A 20,136-nucleotide genomic window follows, 5' to 3' on the forward strand; every position below is an offset into this window, starting at 1 on the left:
TCCCCCGTAGGGCGTATGCGGTATTAGCAGTCGTTTCCAACTGTTATCCCCCTCGACTGGGCAGATCCCTAGGCATTACTCACCCGTCCGCCGCTCGTCAGCAAAGTAGCAAGCTACTTTCTGTTACCGCTCGACTTGCATGTGTTAGGCCTGCCGCCAGCGTTCAATCTGAGCCATGATCAAACTCTTCAATTAAAGTTTTTTGAGACTAGGTCTCGGCTCAATGAATTCTGATTACATTATGCAGACTCGGAAGAATCTACATCCTGTTTGTTACATATTGCTATGAACACTCATCGTTACATTGATAATAATTTTGATTGCCACCTAAGTGACAATTTCGATTAACTCAACACCTGTGAGTGTCCACACAGATTTACTTGTTTGATTGTTAAAGAGCGTGATATCAATTTTTCAGATATCGCCGTAAGACGCTAGGTCGTTGGCTTGAGGAGGCGTATTCTACACTTCCCGTTGTTGGCGTCAAGCGTTTTTTAAACTAATTTAAAAACTCTTTTCTGCCCGTTAATTAGTAGGTTTAAAAACCGTTCCAATTAACCCTGATACGTTGAGCCTGTTGGCCTGTCGCCGTGTCAGTGGATGCGCATTATAGGGAGATTCTGAATCAGCGCAAGGGCTTTTTTAAAGATTATTCACTTTTACTGTTCGCTTGCTGAGAATTTAAACTAATCAGCTATTTTTTATGCTTTTTTAGCAGCAAACATGGCCTTTTAGCCCTTATACTTAAGCTAATTACATTTATTAGGGATTTTTATATGTTTAGCTCAATTCGTTCTTACCAAGGAATCCACCCTAAATTGGCAGATAATGTCTATATAGATAGTGCAGCAGTTATCGTTGGCGATATTACACTCGATCATGATGCGAGTATTTGGCCAATGGTCGCCGCGCGTGGTGATGTGAATATAATTAAAATAGGTAAGCGTAGTAATGTTCAAGATGGCAGTGTTTTACATGTAACGCGAAAATCACCAACAAACCCGGAAGGTAATCCACTGTTAATAGGTGATGATGTCACTATTGGTCATAAAGCAATGCTTCATGGCTGTACTGTTGGAAACCGTGTGCTGGTAGGAATGGGCGCTATTATTCTTGATGGAGCCATCATTGAGGATGATGTGATATTAGGTGCTGGGTCATTAGTTCCACCAGGTAAAGTATTACAAAGTGGCTTTTTATATGTTGGCAGTCCTTGTAAGCAGGTACGCCCATTAACTGAAAAAGAATTGGCATTCTTACCACAGTCAGCAGATAACTATGTCAGATTGAAAAATGAATACTTGGTCGATTTACAACAATCGAGTTAAACAGATTCAATGTTCATTTCATTATAGTTGAATCATACCTTGCTCATCGAATGCTTCAGATTCGATGAGCTCTTCTGCTAAATCTTCAATGTCGAATCTGATTTGCTCGAAAGCAGCAAGCGCTTGCTGGCTATTTTCAATCTTTATTGCTGCCAGTTTCTCAATGGTTTCAGCCTTAATCATACAAGTAACATTCATACCTTGTACCTGTGCCACAAGTGATAATTTCTGTTGTGCATCGTGCCAGTCAACAATATCAGTAAAGAGGATACTTTGATTCATCGTTATCAGCCTTATGATAATTGAGTCCGCAAAACTTGATGCACAGCTTGAGTCGATGGCATCACGCCGCGCCAAATATTAAAACTATGTGCAGCTTGTCCAACTAACATACCGAGACCATCTGCTACTTCATTTGCACCTTGAGATAGCGCCCATTGATTAAAGAGCGTCACCTCAGCACCATAAGACATGTCATAGCATTGAGTGTTAGAGTCTATAATGCATGACGGTAACTTGATTAGCTCTCCGGCGAGTCCCGCTGAAGTTGAATTAATAATTAGATCAAAGGATGTGGCTAACTCTTCAATCGATTTAGCATTAACATCTCCAAACTGATTAAATAAGTCTGCTAGTTTTTGAGCTTTACTATATGTACGGTTACATATCGTTAATCTGACACCTGCTTGTAATAAAGGCTTTATGCAACCTCTCGCTGCGCCACCTGCACCGACAAGCAAAACCTGCTTATTGGCAATATCACCAAAGTGCTGAATAACATCAGTCACTAACCCAACCCCATCTGTATTATCGCCTCGTATTTTGCCGCTGGGTAAATAGATGAGTGTATTGACTGCACCTGCAAGTTTGGCTAACTCACTTAATTCATCACAAGCAGCATAAGCTTGCTCTTTAAAAGGTGCGGTAACATTCGCACCTTTACCGCCATTAGCAAAAAAAGCCATTAATGATTGAGAGAATTGATCGGCAGGTGCAAGAATGGCTTGATAGCTAATTGCTTGCTGAGTTTGTTTTGCAAACTCAGTATGTATAAATGGCGACTTACTTTGTGCGATTGGATTGCCAAATACAGCATACTTATCGATCATTAATATTCTCTCTTTCATTAACTCGTTTGGTTTATCTCATGTACCACTACTTAGTATAAGCTTGTGGCATTGAGGATTTTGTCATATAGCGATCACGCAATACATCTTGACGGCTTTCAGTACTTTGCTCTTCACCGCCAATCCACATTTTTTCAATATGGCTACTGTATTCAAACGGATCGCCGCTCCAAAGCACCATGTCAGCAGGCATACCGACAGCAATACGCCCCGCTTCTAAGTGGAATGTATCTGCAACATTACTGGTTATCGCTGCCATAGCATCATCGTAACTCATGCCATTAGCAACCGCATTACCTGCACTGTAACGTAATGCATAGTTATTGTGAGCATCACCCGGAGTGGCTAACACGACTTTGACGCCAGCTTTACTCAATTTGCCAGCGTTATCCAGTGAATTATGCAAAGAATCAAAACTTTCAGGTAAGTTTCGCATTGCATCCATAACCACAGGGATTTTGGCTTTAGCAATTTCATCTGCAAGTAAAACAGCGTCAGCTGCTTGCAGTAACACTAAATCGATATTAAAACGCTGCTTGAGTTTAATCAGCTGCAAAATATCACTACCGCGATCGGTATAAGCAATAACAGGTTTGTCACCACTTAACACTGCATTGATGATTAACGCTTCTTTGCTTGGAGTTTTATCGGCGTCTTTATCAGATTTAGCGAGCGCTTTCTGACCTTCTTCTAATTTATTAATCAGATTCTGCATACCAATGATACGAGAGCCTTCGTGTTTTGCGCCTAATGACACAAACAAGGCCTGTTCAGTAGCGACAACACTGTCCCACTCACCGGTGAGAGTGACTTCAATTGTTTGCCCGGAGAATATGGTTTCACCGCCACCTGGAGCAACGATATTACGTGTTATACCACCTTTTCGGGCGAATGGAATTGCAACACTTTTAGGGTTAAACGCTAAACTTGGATCAAACGTCATGTCAGCCGCTTTGTCATTAGTGTCTCGGGTCATTTTTTCCTGACCCACTTCGACTAAACCAAGCGGGTTCATCGCTCCAATAAAGCCAGGGGTTAAAATACCGCCGTTGGCATCGATAATAGTATCTGCATTTACCACATCTGGGTTTAACTGGATGATTTTACCATCTTCTATAATGACAGAGGCATTGCTAAGCACCCCCTGCTCAGTTGAGGTGTAAATCTTGGCGTTAGTCACGGCAAGGGTATCGGCTTGTACTAACGCAGGCAGTAATCCAGCAAGCATTGAGATAGCAACGAGTGAATAATTAAAATGTTTCAATATCTTGCTCCTTATTGTTGGCCTAGCATAAAGTCACTTTTTGCACGGTACGCATCATCTTGACGGTCAAATACCTTAGCGCCATCGATAAATACTTTATCGGCTTGAGCGTAAACACTGAATGGGTTGCCATTCCAAATGACAACATCGGCATTTTTGCCCGCTTCCAGTGAGCCGGTTTTATCTGCAATTCCTAATGATTTAGCCGCATTTGAGGTGATCCAGCTAATAACATGCTCTTCTGTTAAATTGAAACCATGCTGATTGGCGCTATACATGATTTTCGCTGTCTCTTGATTAAGACGTTGAATAGTGGTGCTTGAGTCAGAGTGCACTACCGCACACGAATTTTTGACAGCATCGACCATGGCAACGTTTTCAACGATCATGTCGTTAGCTTCCATTTTAAAGCCCCACCAATCAGGCCACATCGCAGCACAGTTACCATTCTCTGCCAGTAAATCGGCAATCTTGTAACCTTCAATTGCATGATGGAATGTACCTGAGTGGTAGTTAAATTCTTTACCTAAATCCACCATCATTGCCATTTCTTCTGCTTTATAACAATGGTTATGGATTAGGATTTCTCCTTCTAATACGCCTTTTAACGTGTCATAAGTTAAATCACGTTCAGGGGCTTTAGGGTTTAAACCTGCAGCATAATCGGCTTCGTATTTATCCCATGCTAGCTTATATTCAGTCGCCTCAATAAAGGCTTGGCGGTAACCAGCCATATTGCCCATACGCGTCATTGGTGCAACAGTTTGCTTTCTGCCGTACGCGCCTTTAGGGTTTTCGCCACAAGCCATTTTTAAACCATAAGGAGCATCAGGAAACTTCATTCCTTGCATCGTGGTAGATGGCGTGTTTTTAAGTGTCACCCCACGACCACCAATTAAGTTCGCTGAGCCGGGTAAAATCTGAAGCGTGGTCACACCGCCTTCCCGAGCACGGTTAAAGGCAGGGTCTTGCGGCCAAACGCTGTGCTCAGCCCAAACTTCTGCAGTATTAGGATTAGTCACCTCATTGCCATCACTATGAGCGTCGGCACTTGGGCTTGGGTATACCCCTAAATGTGAATGCACATCAATAATACCTGGGGTAATCCACATATCGGTTGCATCAATAACAGTTGCGCCAGCAACTAACTCATCGGCAATGTTAGTACCAACAGCTTTAATCTTACCATCCACCATTAATACATTTGCTTGTTCAAGCTTTTCGCCTTTACCTGTTAATACTGTCGCATTAGTGAGTAACGTGGCACTGCGGGGCAAGGCTTGATATGTGCTTGGGTATGGATTTTTGTTAATCGTGACTTGAGGATCTTGCTTTTGGGTTTGATTACACCCAAGTAAAGCAACTGACACTGCAATGACCGTCAAGGACGGCGCAAATTTGGACATGTTTTACTCCCTGTTATTATTGTTATTAACCGACACGGTATAATTTAACGAGGTTAAGCAGGGAAATACAGCCAATGCTTGATAAGATTTGTAGCAAAACATTAACAAAGTGTTACTTTTCGAATCATTCATACATACTGTCAGGTAGGAAATCCCGCTATAATCCAAAACTACTTTACTTAGCAAAGCTTAATAATGAATTGGTTTAAAAAACTTTTTGCCAGCAAACCTCAAGCTGATGATAGAGATCCATCGCAGTCGAATGCCTACGATCTTATTGGCGGCGAAAAAACAATCCGCTTGATTGCCCATTATTTTTATCAACAAATGCAGCAACGACCAGATACTCAGTCATTGCTGAGCATCCATCGCGCGCCTATTGCTGATTCAGAACAAAAACTATATGAGTTTCTCAGCGGCTGGTTAGGCGGACCTCAGTTATATCAACAAAAATACGGGCACCCAGCGTTAAGAGCAAGGCACATGCCGTTTGCCATTGATCAAGCGATGGTTGAACAATGGCTTACCTGTATGGAACAAGCCATTATCAAGGCAATAAAAAAGCCTGAACATCAACAAGTGATATTTCAGGCTATTTCAACTCTAGCTAACAACATGCGTAATAAAGATTAACGTTCGAGTTGTAACCAATCTTGTGGTTTAAGGTAGCGTTCGTACAGCTCAGCCTCTTGCGAATCTTCTTCTGGCGTAAAGCCATACTCCCAGCGCACCAGTGGTGGCATCGACATCAATATCGATTCGGTGCGACCACCAGTTTGCAAACCAAACAAGGTACCTCGGTCATAAACTAAATTGAACTCAACATAGCGCCCACGGCGGTATAGCTGAAACTGGCGTTCATCATCGTTATATTCAAGTTCTTTATTTCGCTCGACAATAGGCGCATAAGCCGTTAAGAAACCACTGCCTACCGCTTGCATAAAGTCAAAGCTCTTTTCAAAGCCAGGCTCGTTTAGATCATCAAAAAATAATCCGCCAACACCGCGAGTTTCATTTCGGTGTGGTAAGAAAAAGTACTCGTCACACCATTTCTTATATTTTGGATAGACATCTTCACCAAATGGTGCGCAGATATCTGCCGCTGCTTGATGCCAAGAAACCACATCTTCTTCAAATGGGTAATATGGTGTTAAATCAAATCCGCCACCAAACCACCAAACAGGATCGGCACCTTCTTTATGGGCAATAAAGAAACGTACATTAGCATGCGTCGTCGGAATAAACGGGTTATTAGGGTGAATGACTAACGATACCCCCATGGCCTCAAAACTGCGTCCAGCTAACTCTGGGCGATGTGCTGTCGCTGAAGCAGGCATGGCCGCTCCCATAACATGAGAGAAGTTTACTCCAGCTTGCTCAAACACTTTACCTTTAGTTAATACTCTACTGGTGCCGCCACCGCCTTCAGCACGCTCCCATGACTCGGCTTGAAAAGTTGCTTTACCATCCAAGGTTTCAAGGCCTTCACAAATGCTTGCTTGAAGTGATAATAAATAATGTTTTACTACTGAGGCATCAGGTAGTGCCATATCAAAATCCTTATTGTCCATTACGTAATATTTTACCACTACGGGCATCAATAATTGTCGAAGGCTGGCGTTGTGAACCTAATTCACCCACGACCAGCGCTGTAATATCGTTAGAGAAAGTATGCTCAATTTCAGCCGCTGACATCGCAGGATCATGACCTGCAATATTGGCACTGCTTGATACAAAAGGCTTGTTAACGGTATCGCATAAGGCTCTGACTACTGGGTGCGAAGAAACACGAACAGCAATGGAATCAAATTGACCGCAAAGTAATTTACTAACGCCTGGCTTTATTGGCATCACAAAGGTAAATGGCCCAGGCCATTTACTGAAAGCAAACTCAAGTTGGGCAGTGGTTAACTGTGACTCATCGATATAAGGTGCTAACTGTTGAAAGTCACTGGCAACCAGAATCAAGCCTTTTTGCCAAGGACGCTGTTTAATATCGAGGAGCTTTTGAATGGCATTAAGATTATCAGGATCACAACCTAAGCCGTAAACAGCTTCTGTTGGATAGGCAATCACCCCACCTTGGGCATACACTTCAGCGACTTCAGATGCGTTCAACAGCTGCATAAAAAACCTTTAACCTATATAAATTAAAGACAAATTATACAGACTCTGCAGATATGAACAATTGCTGATATACGATTATGGTGAAGCAACGAGTTTACTTATGGCAAACCCAAAATAGACATCCCACCGTTATATAGGCCGTTTATATTTACAACTTTTTTGTGGGCATTCTAATCGGCTACCTGCGGCGCCTTTGCGCTCAACAAGTATTCCAAAGTCACACTCTGGACAGGTTTCATTATGAGGCGGATAGTTCACTAGGTATTTGCATTTAGGGTACGTATTACAAGCAAAGAAGGTTTTACCATAACGACTTGTTCGAGACTCTAAGTGACCTTTTTTACAATGAGGACAGCTAATCACTTCCGCTTCTGCATCATGATCATGTTTTTCGATATGTTTACACTCAGGGTAATTAGTACAACCGATAAAAATCCCGAATCGACCTGATTTGACAGCAAGTTCACAGCCACACTCTGGGCATTCTGAACCTTCGATGACCTGAGTTTCAATAGATTCATGTTGCACTAATGGTCGAGTTAAATCACATGTCGGGTAATTATTACAACCAACAAAACCACCATGTTTACTGTTTTTAACTGATAATTCGCAGCCACACTTAGGGCAGAGTTCAAACTCTTTTTCTAAAGCATGTTCATGCACAGTAAATAATTGTTGATCAATTTTAGACATGTCGCTCTCAACTCAAACCATAACTGCAATAGAAAACTGCGGTCATAAGGCTATGATATAAATAACTCTCAAGACTAGTGTAGCAAATATCAAGATCAAAAAAGGAGGCTATGCCTCCCTTTTCATCACTTGGTCAAAACAATCGACTATTTAAGAGTGTAATCGGCCATCTGGCTGCTCAAAAATAAGATCTTCCATTTGCTCATAAGCGGATTCATTCCCTGGCACATTAAATAGCACCATCAGAACAACCCATTTTAAATCTTCTAAAATCAAGCTCGTTTCATCAAGCGCCATCACTCGGTCAATCACCATCTCACGAGTCTCAACACTCAATACTTGGATTTGTTCTAAGAACAATAAAAAGCCTCGGCTTTCAACATCCAGTTTTGCCATTTCATCTTTTGTGTATATACGAAATGACTGTTGAGCATGATTACACAAGTAAGGCTTATCGCTTTCTTGCAAATCAGCTAAACGTTCTAACCACGATAAGGCTTTTAAAATATCAGCCTGATGGAACCCTGCTCGAGTTAGCTCTTTGGTAAGTTCATCTTCGTCAACTAATAGCTCAACTTCACTGTGAACATAGTTCTCAAAAAGATACATGAGGATATCAAACATGGTTATCTCCTCTCTAGTCTGACGTAACCACCAGGCACTTGCGCAACCCAGCCCTGCAATTCAAGTTCAAGCATTTCAACTAACACCAGATCTATCGACTTCCCGCTATGCTCAACTACCGAATCTAAACTGGTAGTCTCATAACCTACACTAGCTAACAGCGTAGAAAATGGCAAATTTGTTGTATTATCTTCTATATGGTGACGATTAGCGACATCTTCAAGGTGAAAGCTGATCATTGTGGACAATTCTTCAACAACATCCGCCGCACATTCAACCAATTTAGCCCCATTCTTTAACAAATCATGACAACCTTGACTGTATCCACCAGCCACTGAGCCTGGTACAGCAAACACTTCTCGGTTCTGCTCCATCGCCAGCCTAGCGGTAATAAGTGAGCCACTTTTACGCGTTGCCTCAACCACAATCGACCCTAATGATAAACCACTAATAATTCGATTACGTTTAGGAAAGTTTCCTGCAAACGGACCTATATTTGGCCAATACTCACTTATTACACAACCAGAGTCTTGTATTTGGTGATACAGATTACTGTGCCTTTTGGGGTAAATGCATTCTACCCCAGTGCCCAATACAGCCACCGTTACGCCTTGATGCCCTAGCGCCGCTTTATGAGCGGCGCCATCAATCCCTGTTGCCATACCGCTTGTAATAGAAAAGCCTAGACTTACAAGCTCACCAGCAAGTGCATTGGCAATGTTTAATCCACCTACTGATGCATTTCGACTGCCAACCATGCCAATAGATGGCAACAGCAAACTTTCTAACTGACCTTTCACAAAAAGCACTGAGGGAGGATCTGAGATTTGCTTCAGTAATGCAGGATATTCCGGATCGGAAAGGCACAGGATATGGTGGTTGGAGGATTGTTGCTGCCAATCCAGCGCGGCATCAACTTTATCAAAATCTATCTGACATTGTGAAAGCAGCTTTGCCGATAGCGGCAAAGACTGCTTTTCGAACTCTAAACGTTGTCTTAATTCCTCAACATCCATTTGAGTTAATAATTGTTGAATCCGAGCGGGTCCTAGCCCGGATACTGCACAAACAACTAGCCAATCGACCAGCTTTTCAGAGATTTATTCGCCTCGTAAATCCGTTGTTTTTGGTGTAATTAACTTGTCGTCCACTCTTACAGGATGCTCGTTAGCAATAACAATTCCCATACTGGTTTTTTCAAACACTTTAAATACCATTAATTTACCGTGGTATACGTCAGGCATAGTGAAGACTTCATCATCTGAAATCTTCGCTTTTAAGCTATCATAAGCAGTGCGATCTAACGTTGGAACAGGAACACCATCACCATTAATGACGATTTGCTCACCATTTCGATATATCGCAAACACATGACCTGTTTCAATATTGTCTTGCTCACCTTTGTCTAAGTAAACAATATCCAACTTACCAACTTCACGAATGTCCTTTTCTATAGCAATGACATTTGCTGGTACGCCTTCTGGCGCAGCCTTAGGAATGAAATAAGCAGACATCAAGGCTTCATCTTCTACAGGCGCAACTTTAAAGCCAGCTTTTGATTCACGCCAATTACTTAACAGTTGAACCTTAGAAATGTCGCCGGACTCAGTCACACGGCCACTTGCCGTTAAAATGATTTCTTGGCCCAAAGTATCACTGGTTTCCTTATCAAGAAACTCACGCCCCTCTTGATACACTGCTAACTTTTGCCCTAATGGTAAATTCGCATTGATATATACAATATCATTCATCACATGATGACGAGATGGACTCTCACCACCTAAAATCATTGGTAAGCCTTCAAACCACTCAGGATCGACAACGCGGTTTTGTACCAAATAAGGTTGAATGAGCGAAAGGTCAATCGCAGGGATCGGGCCACCTTTTGAACTAATACGCCCTTCTGGACCTTTTTTGATATGCTGTTTATGTACCAAGCGAGGTTGACCATCGATAAAGACAAGGGTCAGTCGATCACCAGGATAAATAAGATGTGGGTTAGCAATCTGCGGGTTAGCGCCCCATAATTTAGGCCAGCGCCAAGGGTCCTCTAGGAAAAATGCCGAGATATCCCAAAGAGTGTCACCTTTCTTAACGATGTAAGAATCGGGGTGCCCAGATTTTAATGTTAATGTATCTGCATTAACAAACAGTGTACTAAGTAACAAAAACGCGAGTAAAAATATCCGTTTCATGGTTCATTCCATGTGTTTAGCTCTTTATTAGAGCTTTTGCTGTTATTGATGGTCAGTAAGGATTAAAATTAACCCATTAACTTAGCCAGTATAGCTAACTGGCTGAAATTTGACAGACTTGTTAAGAGTTTATATATGCCATTATTAAAAGTTTTACGTTTTCCAGATGAAAGATTACGCACTGTAGCCAAGCCTGTCACCGATTTTGGTGACGCTCTACAGACTCAAATAGATAACATGCTTGAAACAATGTACGAAGAAAAAGGCATTGGTTTAGCAGCAACCCAAGTTGATTTCCACCAGCAATTAATTGTGATGGATTTACAAGACGATGTTGAACGCCCAACCATTTTCATTAATCCTGAAATCGTAGCGAAAAGCGGCGACTTTACGAATGAAGAAGGCTGTTTATCGGTACCTGGTGTTTACGCCAAAGTTGACCGTGCTGAATTTGTAACATTAAAAGCATTAGATCGTCACGGTGAAGAGTTCACTGTTGAAGCTGATGACCTGTTCGCTATTTGTCTGCAACATGAAATGGATCACTTACAAGGCAAACTATTTGTAGATTACTTGTCTAAAATGAAACGTGATCGCATTAAGAAAAAGCTTGAAAAAGAAGCGCGTTTAGCAGCTAAAGAAGCATAGGACTCCATTTGAAACCGTTAAATATTATCTTTGCTGGTACGCCAGACTTTGCCGCATTGCATCTGCAAGCACTCATTAATTCTGAGCATAATGTCATTGCAGTCTATTCTCAACCGGACAGACCTGCTGGGCGAGGGAAAAAGTTACAAGCAAGTCCTGTAAAACAGCTTGCCGTAGCTAACAACATTCCTGTTTTTCAACCAGCATCATTACGTAAAGAAGACGCTCAAGCAGAATTAGCGTCGCTTAACGCCGATATCATGGTCGTGGTTGCTTATGGTTTGATCTTACCCAAGATAGTATTAGATACGCCTAAACTAGGTTGTATTAACGTTCATGGCTCCATCCTACCTCGTTGGCGTGGTGCAGCACCTATTCAACGAGCTTTGTGGGCAGGTGACACAGAAACAGGTGTCACGATTATGCAGATGGACATCGGCTTAGATACGGGTGACATGTTATTAAAAACTTCGCTACCAATCGAAGACACTGACACTTCAGCCACTTTATACAGCAAACTTGCAGAGCAAGGTCCTCAAGCCTTAGTTCAAGCTTTAGTCGGTATCAGTGATGGTTCGATTAGCGCTGAGAAACAAGATGAAGCATTCGCTAATTACGCAGAAAAGCTATCAAAAGAAGAAGCGCAGATTGATTGGCGTAAACCCGCCAAACAATTATGGCAAGAAATTCGTGCTTTTAACCCTTGGCCAGCAAGCCACTTCACTCATCAAGGCAATACGATAAAAGTTTGGCAGGCTCAATATACACTTGATAACGTTTCTGCAGAACCTGGCACCATTATCGATAGCACTAAACAAGGTATTACCGTCGCCACAGGTGAAGGATGTCTGCAACTACAAGTCATGCAACTACCTGGGAAAAAACAAATGCCTGTCGCGGACATTTTAAATTCTCGTGCTGATTGGTTTAGCCAAGGCACTTGCTTTATTTGTCCTGAAGATAAAACAGAGGCTGCACAATAATGAATGTGAGAGCGCTAGCGGCAAAAGCCATTTTTAACGTACTAGAAAAAGGCATTTCACTATCGGTTGCCCTACCAGAGCAACAGCAGCATTTACAAAATGGCAAAGATAAAGCCTTATTGGCAGAACTTTGTTATGGCGTAATGCGCCAACTTCCTCAGCTAGATAAATGTGTTAGTGACTGCTTAAGTAAACCCTTTAAGGGAAAACAACGTGTATTGCACCAGCTGTTATTGGTTGGTTGTTACCAGCTTTACTTTACTCGTATTCCTGCTCATGCAGCCATTTCAGAAACCGCAGAAGCCTGTCGTCAAATGAAGTTTGATGGTCTGGTCAAAGTCATTAATGGCGTGTTACGTAATATTCAGCGTAAAGAGGCACCCTTAAATACAGATAACGACACATYAAAATACAACACGCCAGCGTGGTTTATTAAGCGCCTTAAAAGTGCCTACCCAGATAATTGGGCGGATATTATTGAGCAAAGCCACCAACGCCCACCTATGTGGCTTCGTAATAACCAATTATCTCAAGCTCGTGAAGAATATTTAGCACGATTAGCAGAGCAAGATATTGAAGCAACAGCAGGTGATAGTGATGACGCCATTTTGCTAGCAAGTCCAAAAGATGTCATGCAACTACCGAACTTTGCTGATGGCGCTGCATCGGTGCAAGACGGCGCAGCACAGTGGGCAGCAACCTTACTCGCACCAAAAGCCAATGAGCTCATTCTTGATGCTTGTGCAGCCCCTGGCGGTAAAACCTGTCATACCCTAGAGTGCGAACCAAGTATTTCTATGGTTGCCGTCGACTTTGACGCAAAACGTCTCGAGCGAGTGCAACAAAATCTAGACAGACTGCAATTAAAAGCGCAAGTTATTCATGGTGATGCTGCAGATATTGACAGTTGGTGGTCAGGTGAGAAATTTGATCGCATTTTATTAGATGCCCCTTGCTCAGCAACAGGGGTTATCCGTCGTCATCCTGATATTAAGTGGCTACGTAAAAATGCAGATATTGAAGAATTAGCACTATTACAGCAACAGATTATTGATCATTGTTGGAAGTGGTTAAAACCTGGCGGCACCATGCTGTATGCCACCTGCTCTATCTTGCCTCAAGAAAATCGTCAGCAAATAGAACAGTTTTTACAACGTACACCAGATGCAACGCTTGATCCGATTGCACAACAGCCATCTGCAGATGATATCGGCTGGCAGATTTTACCAGGACAAAACAATATGGACGGTTTTTATTACGCCCGTTTGATTAAAGCGATTTAAGCGTGTTATAGCAGGGATACCAGCACAGTAATGAAGATTATTATTTTAGGCGCAGGACAAGTCGGCGGTACCCTAGCCGAAAACCTTGTCGGTGAGAATAACGATATTACCCTTGTTGATAATGACCGTACTCGAGTTAAATATTTACAAGATAAGTTCGACTTACAAACGGTTATTGGCCACGGTGCTCACCCGAGCACTTTGAAAAAGGCCGGCGCAGAAGATGCTGATATGCTCATTGCTGTGACCAATAGTGATGAATGCAATATGGCAGCTTGTCATATTGCTTACAGCTTATTTGGTACCCCCACTAAAATCGCTCGTATCCGCTCAGAAGCCTATTTAGACCTTCAAGAAAAGCTCTTCATTAATACCGAAGTTAAAGGCAGTGATACCAAAACACGTGGTGGATTTGTCATTGATGAACTGATTGCACCAGAGCAACTCGTCACAGCTTATATTGAACGTTTGGTTCAGTACCCTGGAGCGCTACAAGTCCTTGAGTTTGCGAAAGGTAAGCTTAGCTTAGTTGCCGTAAAAGCCTATTACGGCGGCCCGTTAGTGGGGAATGCCCTTGCAGCTTTACGCGAACACATGCCGAATATTGATACCCGAGTAGCGGCTATTTTCCGTAAAGGCAAAGCGATCATGCCACGAGGCACCACGATTATCGAAGCCGATGACGAAGTGTTTTTTGTCGCCGACACTCGACATGTCCGTGCCGTGATGAGCGAAATGCAAAAGCTGGATAACTCTTACCGCAACATCATGATTGCTGGTGGCGGTAATATTGGTTTAGGCCTAGCTAAACGTTTACAAAAAAATCATTCGGTAAAACTGATTGAACACAGTTTAGAGCGAGCAGAAAGCTTATCCGAGAAACTTGAAAACTGCACAGTATTCAATGGTGATGCCTCTGATCAAGAGCTACTCCTTGAAGAACATATTGATCAAACCGATGTGTTTATTGCCGTCACCAATGATGATGAAGCCAATATCATGTCGGCACTATTAGCAAAACGAATGGGCGCCAAAAAAGTCATGGTGCTTATTCAGCGTGAAGCCTATGTTGATATCGTTCAAGAAGCGAATATCGATATTGCCATCTCGCCACAACAAACCACCATTTCAGCCTTACTAACCCATATTCGTCAAGGCGACATTTGTAATGTGTATTCATTACGCCGTGGTGCTGCAGAAGCAATTGAAGCAATTGCTCATGGTAACTCATCAACATCTAAAGTTGTCGGCAAGCAAATCAGCGATATCAAACTGCCACCCGGAACGACCATTGGCGCAATTGTGCGTAATGATGAAGTGATCATGGGCCACGATAAAACCATCATTGAAGAAGGAGATCATGTGATTTTATTCTTAGTGAATAAAAAATTCATTGGCGATGTAGAAAAGCTATTCCAACCGAGTGCGTTTTTCTTTTAACAGCCTATGCTGAATATTAAGCCGCTACTCTTTGTTGTTGGCATATTCCTGTCGATTCTCACCGGCTTTATGCTGGTGCCAATGGCTTTTGCATTGTTTTATCATGAAGAAACCATCGGCGACTTTATGATGTCCGGGTTATTTACTGGCCTAATTGCCATTTTATGTATTCAAAGTGGCCACAGTAGAAAAATCAACCTCAACATTCGTGATATGTTCTTTTTAACCACAGTCACATGGTTAATTGTCAGTTTGTTTGCCGCCTTACCTTTTACTCTTTATCACGGCATAAACTATACCGATGCCTTTTTTGAAACCATGTCAGGTATCACCACTACTGGCTCAACCGTATTATCCGGTCTTGATGACATGGACCACAGCATTTTAATTTGGCGTTCGCTCTTGCAGTGGCTTGGGGGGATAGGCTTTATTGTTATGGCTGTGGCCATTTTGCCGTTTTTAAATGTCGGTGGTATGCGATTATTTCGCACTGAATCATCAGACTGGGGCGATAAAGCGACTCCTCGTACTCAACACATGGCAAAACACCTATTCAAGGTTTACCTTGTGCTCACCATTATATGTGCAATGGCATATCACACATCAGGAATGCACTGGTTTGAAGCCATTAACCATGCCATGACAACGCTTTCTACTGGCGGCTATTCCACATCAGATAGTTCGATGTCTTCATTTTCAGCTTCCGCGCACTGGATTGCGGTGGTCTTTATGGCGGCTGGGGGGTTGCCTTTACTAATGTTTGTTCAATCCCTACAACAAAAGTCGATGAAAATTTGGGATGATGAACAAGTAAAAGGGTTCCTTAAATTTATTAGCTTTGTTTCTGTTAGCTTAGGTACTTGGCTTTGGTTTAGCGCCGATATGCCTTATTTAGATGCATTAAGATTAGCCAGCTTTAATGTGGTTTCAGTGGTCACCACAACGGGTTATGGGTTAACTGATTACCAAGCTTGGGGCGCCGTTGCCAGTTTAACTTTTTTGTTTTTAATGTTTGTCGGTAGTTGCTCAGGCTCCACCTCGGGCGGAATAAAAATATTTCGCTTTCAAATCTCTCTTAAAGTAATGTATCAACAGCTTACACAGCAGTTTCATCCTCAAGCAGTCATTAAAAAACGCTATAACAAACGCACCATAGATAACGATATTATTCGCTCTATTATGGCATTTATAATGTTGTTTTTTCTGGTAATACTCTTATTAGCGATTACATTAGTGCTTTCAGGGTTAGATGCTGTAACCAGTATTACAGGCGCAATCACAGCAGTCACTAATGTCGGCCCAGGCCTTGGCCCTGTTATTGGGCCTGCGGGTAACTTTTCAAGCCTACCAGATATCGCTAAGTGGGCATTAGCATTTGGCATGCTTTTAGGCCGTTTAGAAATTATCACGGTAGCAGTGTTATTCGCCCCTAAGTTTTGGCGCTACTGATTAATATAGAAGCCAATAAAAACAACTTAGTCTCCATTAAGACTTTGAGTCACGGTTGCCGTGTTATTCGCTCCTGATTTTTGGCGCTACTGATTAGTATAAAGCCAATAAAAAAACTTAATATTTATTGAGGCTTTAAAGTCACGGTTGCCGTGTTATTCGCTCCTGAGTTTGGCGCGACTGATTAGTATAAAGCCAATAAAAAAACTTAATCTTTATTGAGGCTTTAAGTCACGGTTGCCGTGTTATTCGCTCCTGAGTTTGGCGCGACTGATTAGTATAAAGCCCAATAAAAAAACTTAATCTTTATTGAGACTTTAAAGTCACAGTTGCCGTGTTATTCGCTCCTGAGTTTTGGCGCGACAGATTAGTATAAAGCCAATAAAAAAGCCTTAATTTTCATTAAGGCTTTAGAGTTTCATGACTCAAAGTTAACTGACCGCCTCGCTAGCAATCAAACTGACAATATGGTCACCATAGACTTTGACATCATCCCAATCTGTATAATCAATCACACTTGTCGGATCGGTTGGTCCATCGGTCATCTTCATGATTAGACGAATCGCCAAACTGTCGTACCAAGTCCATGAAGGGTAATTGACTTTACCAGGGATGATTTTCACATCTTGTGGTTTCCAAGGTGAAAGTTCCATGAACTTTTGTAGGTATTTGTTGTTTTCAGGAATGCGTTTTTCAGGCTTGCGCGCCACTACGTTTACACAGAAAAAACTGTTCGGCTTGCTACTTAGCTCAGTTTGATAACGATTAACAAATTCAAATACCGACTTATGATATGAACCATAAAGCACACAAGCACCAAGTGCGATTGCATCATAGCTATTCCAATCAATATCAGCATGATTATTATCAAGAATATTAACGACATCGCACTGATGACCACTCAGAACAATTTGCTCAGCTATCGCGCGACTGATTTGGGCTGTATGCCCGCCTCTTGAGTAATAAATCACTAATGTTTTTGCCATTTGCACACCGATTGTTGCTCTATTGGAATATTATTGTGGCAAAAAAAGGCGATTCAATCGTGCTCTTTGATCACAAATTAGAAACGTCTCATATAATTGAATGATAAAATTGAGATCTCGGTTAGCCAGCAGTATGATGCTAATGGTGTATCCATTTTACAAAAACATATGTGAGTAGCAGGTAGATAAATGTCTGAAAATATTGATGTAGATTCAATGCTAGGCAATGCCGAGATGGCAGCTAAATGGCTTAAAGCAATTGCCAATCCATATCGTTTAATGATTTTGTGTTTGTTGCTGGATAAAGAGTTAAGCGTGACAGAGCTTAATGAAACCGTGCCACTAAGCCAATCAGCCTTATCACAGCATTTAGCCGTCATTAGGGCTCAAGACTTAGTCAACACACGCAAAAGCTCTCAAAATGTCTATTACACTCTAAAAAACGCTGAAGTTACTGAGGTGATTTCCATTTTACACCGCTTGTATTGCGCCAAATAACACAACTCACAATGCAGGCTATTTCGGCACGCTTACTTGAGTGCTAAAAAGCCTTTTGCGAACTCATCGACCTTATTCCAATCCGTAAATTCATAGGTGCCAGAGGTATCTGTGGGGCCTTTGGTCATCCACATGATGAACCGGATCATAACTCTATCGATAGTGCGGTATTTAGGGTAATCGATTTTCCCAGCAAATACCCCTAACAACTTAGGCTGCCATTTGGTAAGCGTTAGGAATTTTTGCATATAAGGATTGGTGTCAGGGGTATTTTTTTCAGATTTACGCGCCACAACATTGACCGTGAAAAAGCCACTTTTAGCTCGCTCAAGTTCGGTTTGATACTGGGTAATAAATTCAAATAATTGCGGGCGATGCTTACCATAACGAATACTCGCCCCAATCAATATCTTGTCAAAATCAGCGAGTCTGCCAGACTGAGAAAGTTCATTGGCTTGAGCTAATGATACAAGTTCAACCTGTTCCTCAGCATTAACGACAACTGCCTTGATCGCTTCACAAATAGCGTGAGTTTGACCGTCCACAGTGGAATAGATTATCAGATAGTTCGACATGTTTTTCCCTGTCATTGATGTGGTAAACCTAGTTCTTCCAGAATGTAGGCGTAAATAAGACCAGTAAAGTAAACACTTCCAGCCGCCCAAATAGCATTGCTAAAACCAATACCCATTTAGCGCCATCGGTAACACTCGCATAGTTACTCGCCACATCCCCCAAACCAGGTCCCAAATTATTGATACTCGCTGCCGTTGCACTAAATGCAGTAATGGCATCCATATCCATTGCCATCAATAACACCATACAAATAACAAACACCAACGCATAAGCAGAAAAGAATCCCCACACCGCATCGACAACCCTATCAGGTAATGCTGACTTTCCTATTCGAATTGAATACATTGCCTTTGGGTGGATTAAGCGCTTCATTTCACGAGAGCCCTGAAGCAACAATAAAACAAAACGAATGACTTTCATCCCGCCACCAGTAGAACCAGCACATCCGCCAATAAAGCTTGAGAAGATTAATAAGATAGGCAGAAATAAAGGCCAGGAATGAAAGCTCTCAGTGCCAAACCCTGCAGTGGTCGAGATAGACACCACTTGGAAGAAGGCATAATCTAAGGTTTGTTCTGGCGTGTCATAAATGCCAGAGCTATATAAAGTAGCAAAACAAATTGCTGTTAGTGTCAGCTGAATACCAATTAACGCTTTAAACTCAGCATCTCGAAAATAAACTTTAAAATTGATCCCTCGCCAGCTAAAAGCGGCAAAGTGCAAACTAAAGTTCACTGCAGCAATCAATAAGAAAACAGCACAAATTACGTTAATTAATGGGCTATCAAAGTAGCCAATACTGGCATCGTGAGTTGAGAATCCGCCAATCGCAATGGTCGAAAATGAATGACAAATGGCATCAAACGCCCCCATACCAGCAAAATAAAATGCTGTTGCACAAGCAACAGTAAGCAGCAGGTAGATGTACCATAATGCTTTAGCTGTTTCTGCAATTCTGGGTTTCATTTTACTGTCTTTTACAGGGCCTGGAATTTCAGCTTTATACAGCTGCATCCCACCAATTCCGAGTAAAGGCAAAATCGCGACAGCCAGTACGATGATACCCATGCCGCCCATCCATTGTAGTAGGTGCCGGTAGAATAAAATGGCTTTAGGCAAGTCATCAAGCCCCACAATCACGGTGGCCCCTGTTGTTGTTAGCGCAGAAAAAGACTCAAAGAAGCTATCAGTCCAACTAAGATTAGGTTCGGTTGAAAATATAAAGGGCAGCGCCCCAATTGATCCCAGTACCGTCCAAAACATCACAACAATCAAAAAGCCTTCACGAGTACGTAAATCCCCTTTTTGTCTGCGGTTGGGGTACCACAATAAAAACCCGAGAAATAAACTCACGCAAAATGCCTGAATAAAAGCAGTACCGCCACCATCTTTATAAAGAATGGCAACCAATGCTGGCGGCAACATAGTGATAGAAAATAATCCCATCAATAGGCCGGTTATTCTAATAATTGTTTTATATTGCATGGATTACTTTTGCACTAGTTTGCA

Annotated in this window: 21 protein-coding genes and 1 rRNA gene; 8 read left to right on the forward strand and 14 right to left on the reverse strand. The window is 42.0% G+C overall.

Going from position 1 to position 20,136, the window contains the following annotated elements; genetic code table 11:
* Positions 1-195 (reverse strand): 16S ribosomal RNA (locus A9267_RS07460); the annotation flags it as partial.
* A gap of 581 nt (positions 196-776) precedes the next feature.
* Between A9267_RS07460 and A9267_RS07465 the strand changes: the two genes are divergently transcribed.
* Complete coding sequence (locus A9267_RS07465; protein ID WP_055025510.1) at positions 777-1,328, forward strand: gamma carbonic anhydrase family protein; 552 nt, start codon at positions 777-779, stop codon at positions 1,326-1,328.
* A gap of 21 nt (positions 1,329-1,349) precedes the next feature.
* Here A9267_RS07465 and A9267_RS07470 read toward each other — a convergent pair whose 3' ends face one another.
* Genes A9267_RS07470 through A9267_RS07485 form a run of 4 tightly spaced genes read right to left on the reverse strand, consistent with a single transcriptional unit; the run spans position 1,350 to position 5,125 of the window.
* The gene (locus A9267_RS07470; protein ID WP_065108784.1) at positions 1,350-1,610 is read right to left on the reverse strand and encodes a DUF1488 domain-containing protein; all 261 of its coding nucleotides are present in this window, start codon (positions 1,608-1,610) and stop codon (positions 1,350-1,352) included.
* An 11-nt stretch (positions 1,611-1,621) separates the two neighbouring features.
* The gene (aroE, locus tag A9267_RS07475; protein ID WP_065108785.1) at positions 1,622-2,437 is read right to left on the reverse strand and encodes a shikimate dehydrogenase; all 816 of its coding nucleotides are present in this window, start codon (positions 2,435-2,437) and stop codon (positions 1,622-1,624) included.
* A 46-nt stretch (positions 2,438-2,483) separates the two neighbouring features.
* Positions 2,484-3,683 carry an amidohydrolase family protein gene (locus A9267_RS07480; protein WP_065108838.1) on the reverse strand — a complete coding sequence of 400 codons (1,200 nt, stop codon included), beginning with the start codon at positions 3,681-3,683 and terminating at the stop codon, positions 2,484-2,486.
* A gap of 47 nt (positions 3,684-3,730) precedes the next feature.
* Positions 3,731-5,125 (reverse strand): amidohydrolase, encoded by a 1,395-nt coding sequence (locus tag A9267_RS07485; RefSeq protein ID WP_065108786.1) that lies wholly within the window; start codon positions 5,123-5,125, stop codon positions 3,731-3,733.
* A 195-nt stretch (positions 5,126-5,320) separates the two neighbouring features.
* Between A9267_RS07485 and A9267_RS07490 the strand changes: the two genes are divergently transcribed.
* Entirely contained in the window at positions 5,321-5,758 is a 438-nt protein-coding gene (locus A9267_RS07490) for a group II truncated hemoglobin (RefSeq protein WP_065108787.1), read from the forward strand.
* Here A9267_RS07490 and hemF read toward each other — a convergent pair.
* The 6 genes from hemF to A9267_RS07520 all read right to left on the reverse strand — a co-directional run bounded on the left by hemF (position 5,755) and on the right by A9267_RS07520 (position 10,764).
* Positions 5,755-6,675 (reverse strand): oxygen-dependent coproporphyrinogen oxidase, encoded by a 921-nt coding sequence (gene hemF, locus A9267_RS07495; RefSeq protein WP_065108788.1) that lies wholly within the window; start codon positions 6,673-6,675, stop codon positions 5,755-5,757. The two genes, A9267_RS07490 and hemF, sit on opposite strands and share 4 nt — an antisense overlap.
* A gap of 10 nt (positions 6,676-6,685) precedes the next feature.
* Complete coding sequence (locus tag A9267_RS07500) at positions 6,686-7,252, reverse strand: L-threonylcarbamoyladenylate synthase (protein ID WP_065108789.1); 567 nt, start codon at positions 7,250-7,252, stop codon at positions 6,686-6,688.
* A 129-nt stretch (positions 7,253-7,381) separates the two neighbouring features.
* On the reverse strand, positions 7,382-7,945 hold the full coding sequence (locus A9267_RS07505) for a DNA topoisomerase family protein (protein WP_065108790.1): 564 nt from the start codon (positions 7,943-7,945) through the stop codon (positions 7,382-7,384).
* A 150-nt stretch (positions 7,946-8,095) separates the two neighbouring features.
* A complete protein-coding gene (locus tag A9267_RS07510; RefSeq protein ID WP_055025502.1) occupies positions 8,096-8,569 on the reverse strand; it encodes a DUF494 family protein in 474 nt (157 codons plus the stop codon).
* A gap of 2 nt (positions 8,570-8,571) precedes the next feature.
* Positions 8,572-9,585, reverse strand: a complete 1,014-nt coding sequence (dprA, locus tag A9267_RS07515; protein WP_065108791.1) for a DNA-processing protein DprA — start codon at positions 9,583-9,585, stop codon at positions 8,572-8,574.
* A gap of 84 nt (positions 9,586-9,669) precedes the next feature.
* Positions 9,670-10,764 carry a LysM peptidoglycan-binding domain-containing protein gene (locus A9267_RS07520; protein WP_055025500.1) on the reverse strand — a complete coding sequence of 365 codons (1,095 nt, stop codon included), beginning with the start codon at positions 10,762-10,764 and terminating at the stop codon, positions 9,670-9,672.
* A 135-nt stretch (positions 10,765-10,899) separates the two neighbouring features.
* On the opposite strand from A9267_RS07520, the gene def reads away from it, so the two are divergent.
* The 5 genes from def to A9267_RS07545 are packed head-to-tail and all read left to right on the forward strand — an operon-like array spanning position 10,900 to position 16,567.
* Positions 10,900-11,412 (forward strand): peptide deformylase, encoded by a 513-nt coding sequence (gene def / locus A9267_RS07525; RefSeq protein WP_055025499.1) that lies wholly within the window; start codon positions 10,900-10,902, stop codon positions 11,410-11,412.
* Positions 11,413-11,420: 8 nt separating this feature from the next.
* Positions 11,421-12,395 (forward strand): methionyl-tRNA formyltransferase, encoded by a 975-nt coding sequence (fmt, locus tag A9267_RS07530; RefSeq protein ID WP_065108792.1) that lies wholly within the window; start codon positions 11,421-11,423, stop codon positions 12,393-12,395.
* The gene (gene rsmB / locus A9267_RS07535) at positions 12,395-13,678 is read left to right on the forward strand and encodes a 16S rRNA (cytosine(967)-C(5))-methyltransferase RsmB (protein ID WP_065108793.1); all 1,284 of its coding nucleotides are present in this window, start codon (positions 12,395-12,397) and stop codon (positions 13,676-13,678) included. The genes fmt and rsmB overlap by 1 nt, the downstream gene beginning before the upstream one ends.
* Positions 13,679-13,708: 30 nt before the next feature.
* Entirely contained in the window at positions 13,709-15,118 is a 1,410-nt protein-coding gene (trkA, locus tag A9267_RS07540) for a Trk system potassium transporter TrkA (RefSeq protein WP_055025496.1), read from the forward strand.
* Between the two features lie 6 nt (positions 15,119-15,124).
* Complete coding sequence (locus tag A9267_RS07545; RefSeq protein ID WP_065108794.1) at positions 15,125-16,567, forward strand: TrkH family potassium uptake protein; 1,443 nt, start codon at positions 15,125-15,127, stop codon at positions 16,565-16,567.
* Between the two features lie 431 nt (positions 16,568-16,998).
* Here A9267_RS07545 and hemG (A9267_RS07550) read toward each other — a convergent pair whose 3' ends face one another.
* Positions 16,999-17,553: a menaquinone-dependent protoporphyrinogen IX dehydrogenase gene (hemG, locus tag A9267_RS07550; protein WP_065108795.1), complete on the reverse strand. Its 555-nt coding sequence runs from the start codon at positions 17,551-17,553 to the stop codon at positions 16,999-17,001.
* Positions 17,554-17,742: 189 nt separating this feature from the next.
* Here hemG (A9267_RS07550) and A9267_RS07555 point away from each other — a divergent pair, with 189 nt between their 5' ends.
* Positions 17,743-18,051, forward strand: coding sequence for an ArsR/SmtB family transcription factor (locus A9267_RS07555; RefSeq protein WP_055025493.1), 309 nt, complete (start codon positions 17,743-17,745; stop codon positions 18,049-18,051).
* A 32-nt stretch (positions 18,052-18,083) separates the two neighbouring features.
* Here A9267_RS07555 and hemG (A9267_RS07560) read toward each other — a convergent pair whose 3' ends face one another.
* Both hemG (A9267_RS07560) and A9267_RS07565 read right to left on the reverse strand, forming a co-directional pair.
* Positions 18,084-18,626 carry a menaquinone-dependent protoporphyrinogen IX dehydrogenase gene (gene hemG, locus A9267_RS07560; RefSeq protein WP_065108796.1) on the reverse strand — a complete coding sequence of 181 codons (543 nt, stop codon included), beginning with the start codon at positions 18,624-18,626 and terminating at the stop codon, positions 18,084-18,086.
* A 28-nt stretch (positions 18,627-18,654) separates the two neighbouring features.
* Entirely contained in the window at positions 18,655-20,112 is a 1,458-nt protein-coding gene (locus A9267_RS07565) for a TrkH family potassium uptake protein (RefSeq protein WP_055025491.1), read from the reverse strand.
* Positions 20,113-20,136 lie beyond the last annotated feature (24 nt).

This window comes from Shewanella sp. UCD-FRSSP16_17 (genome assembly GCF_001675935.1).
Classification (GTDB): Bacteria; Pseudomonadota; Gammaproteobacteria; order Enterobacterales; family Shewanellaceae; genus Shewanella; species Shewanella japonica.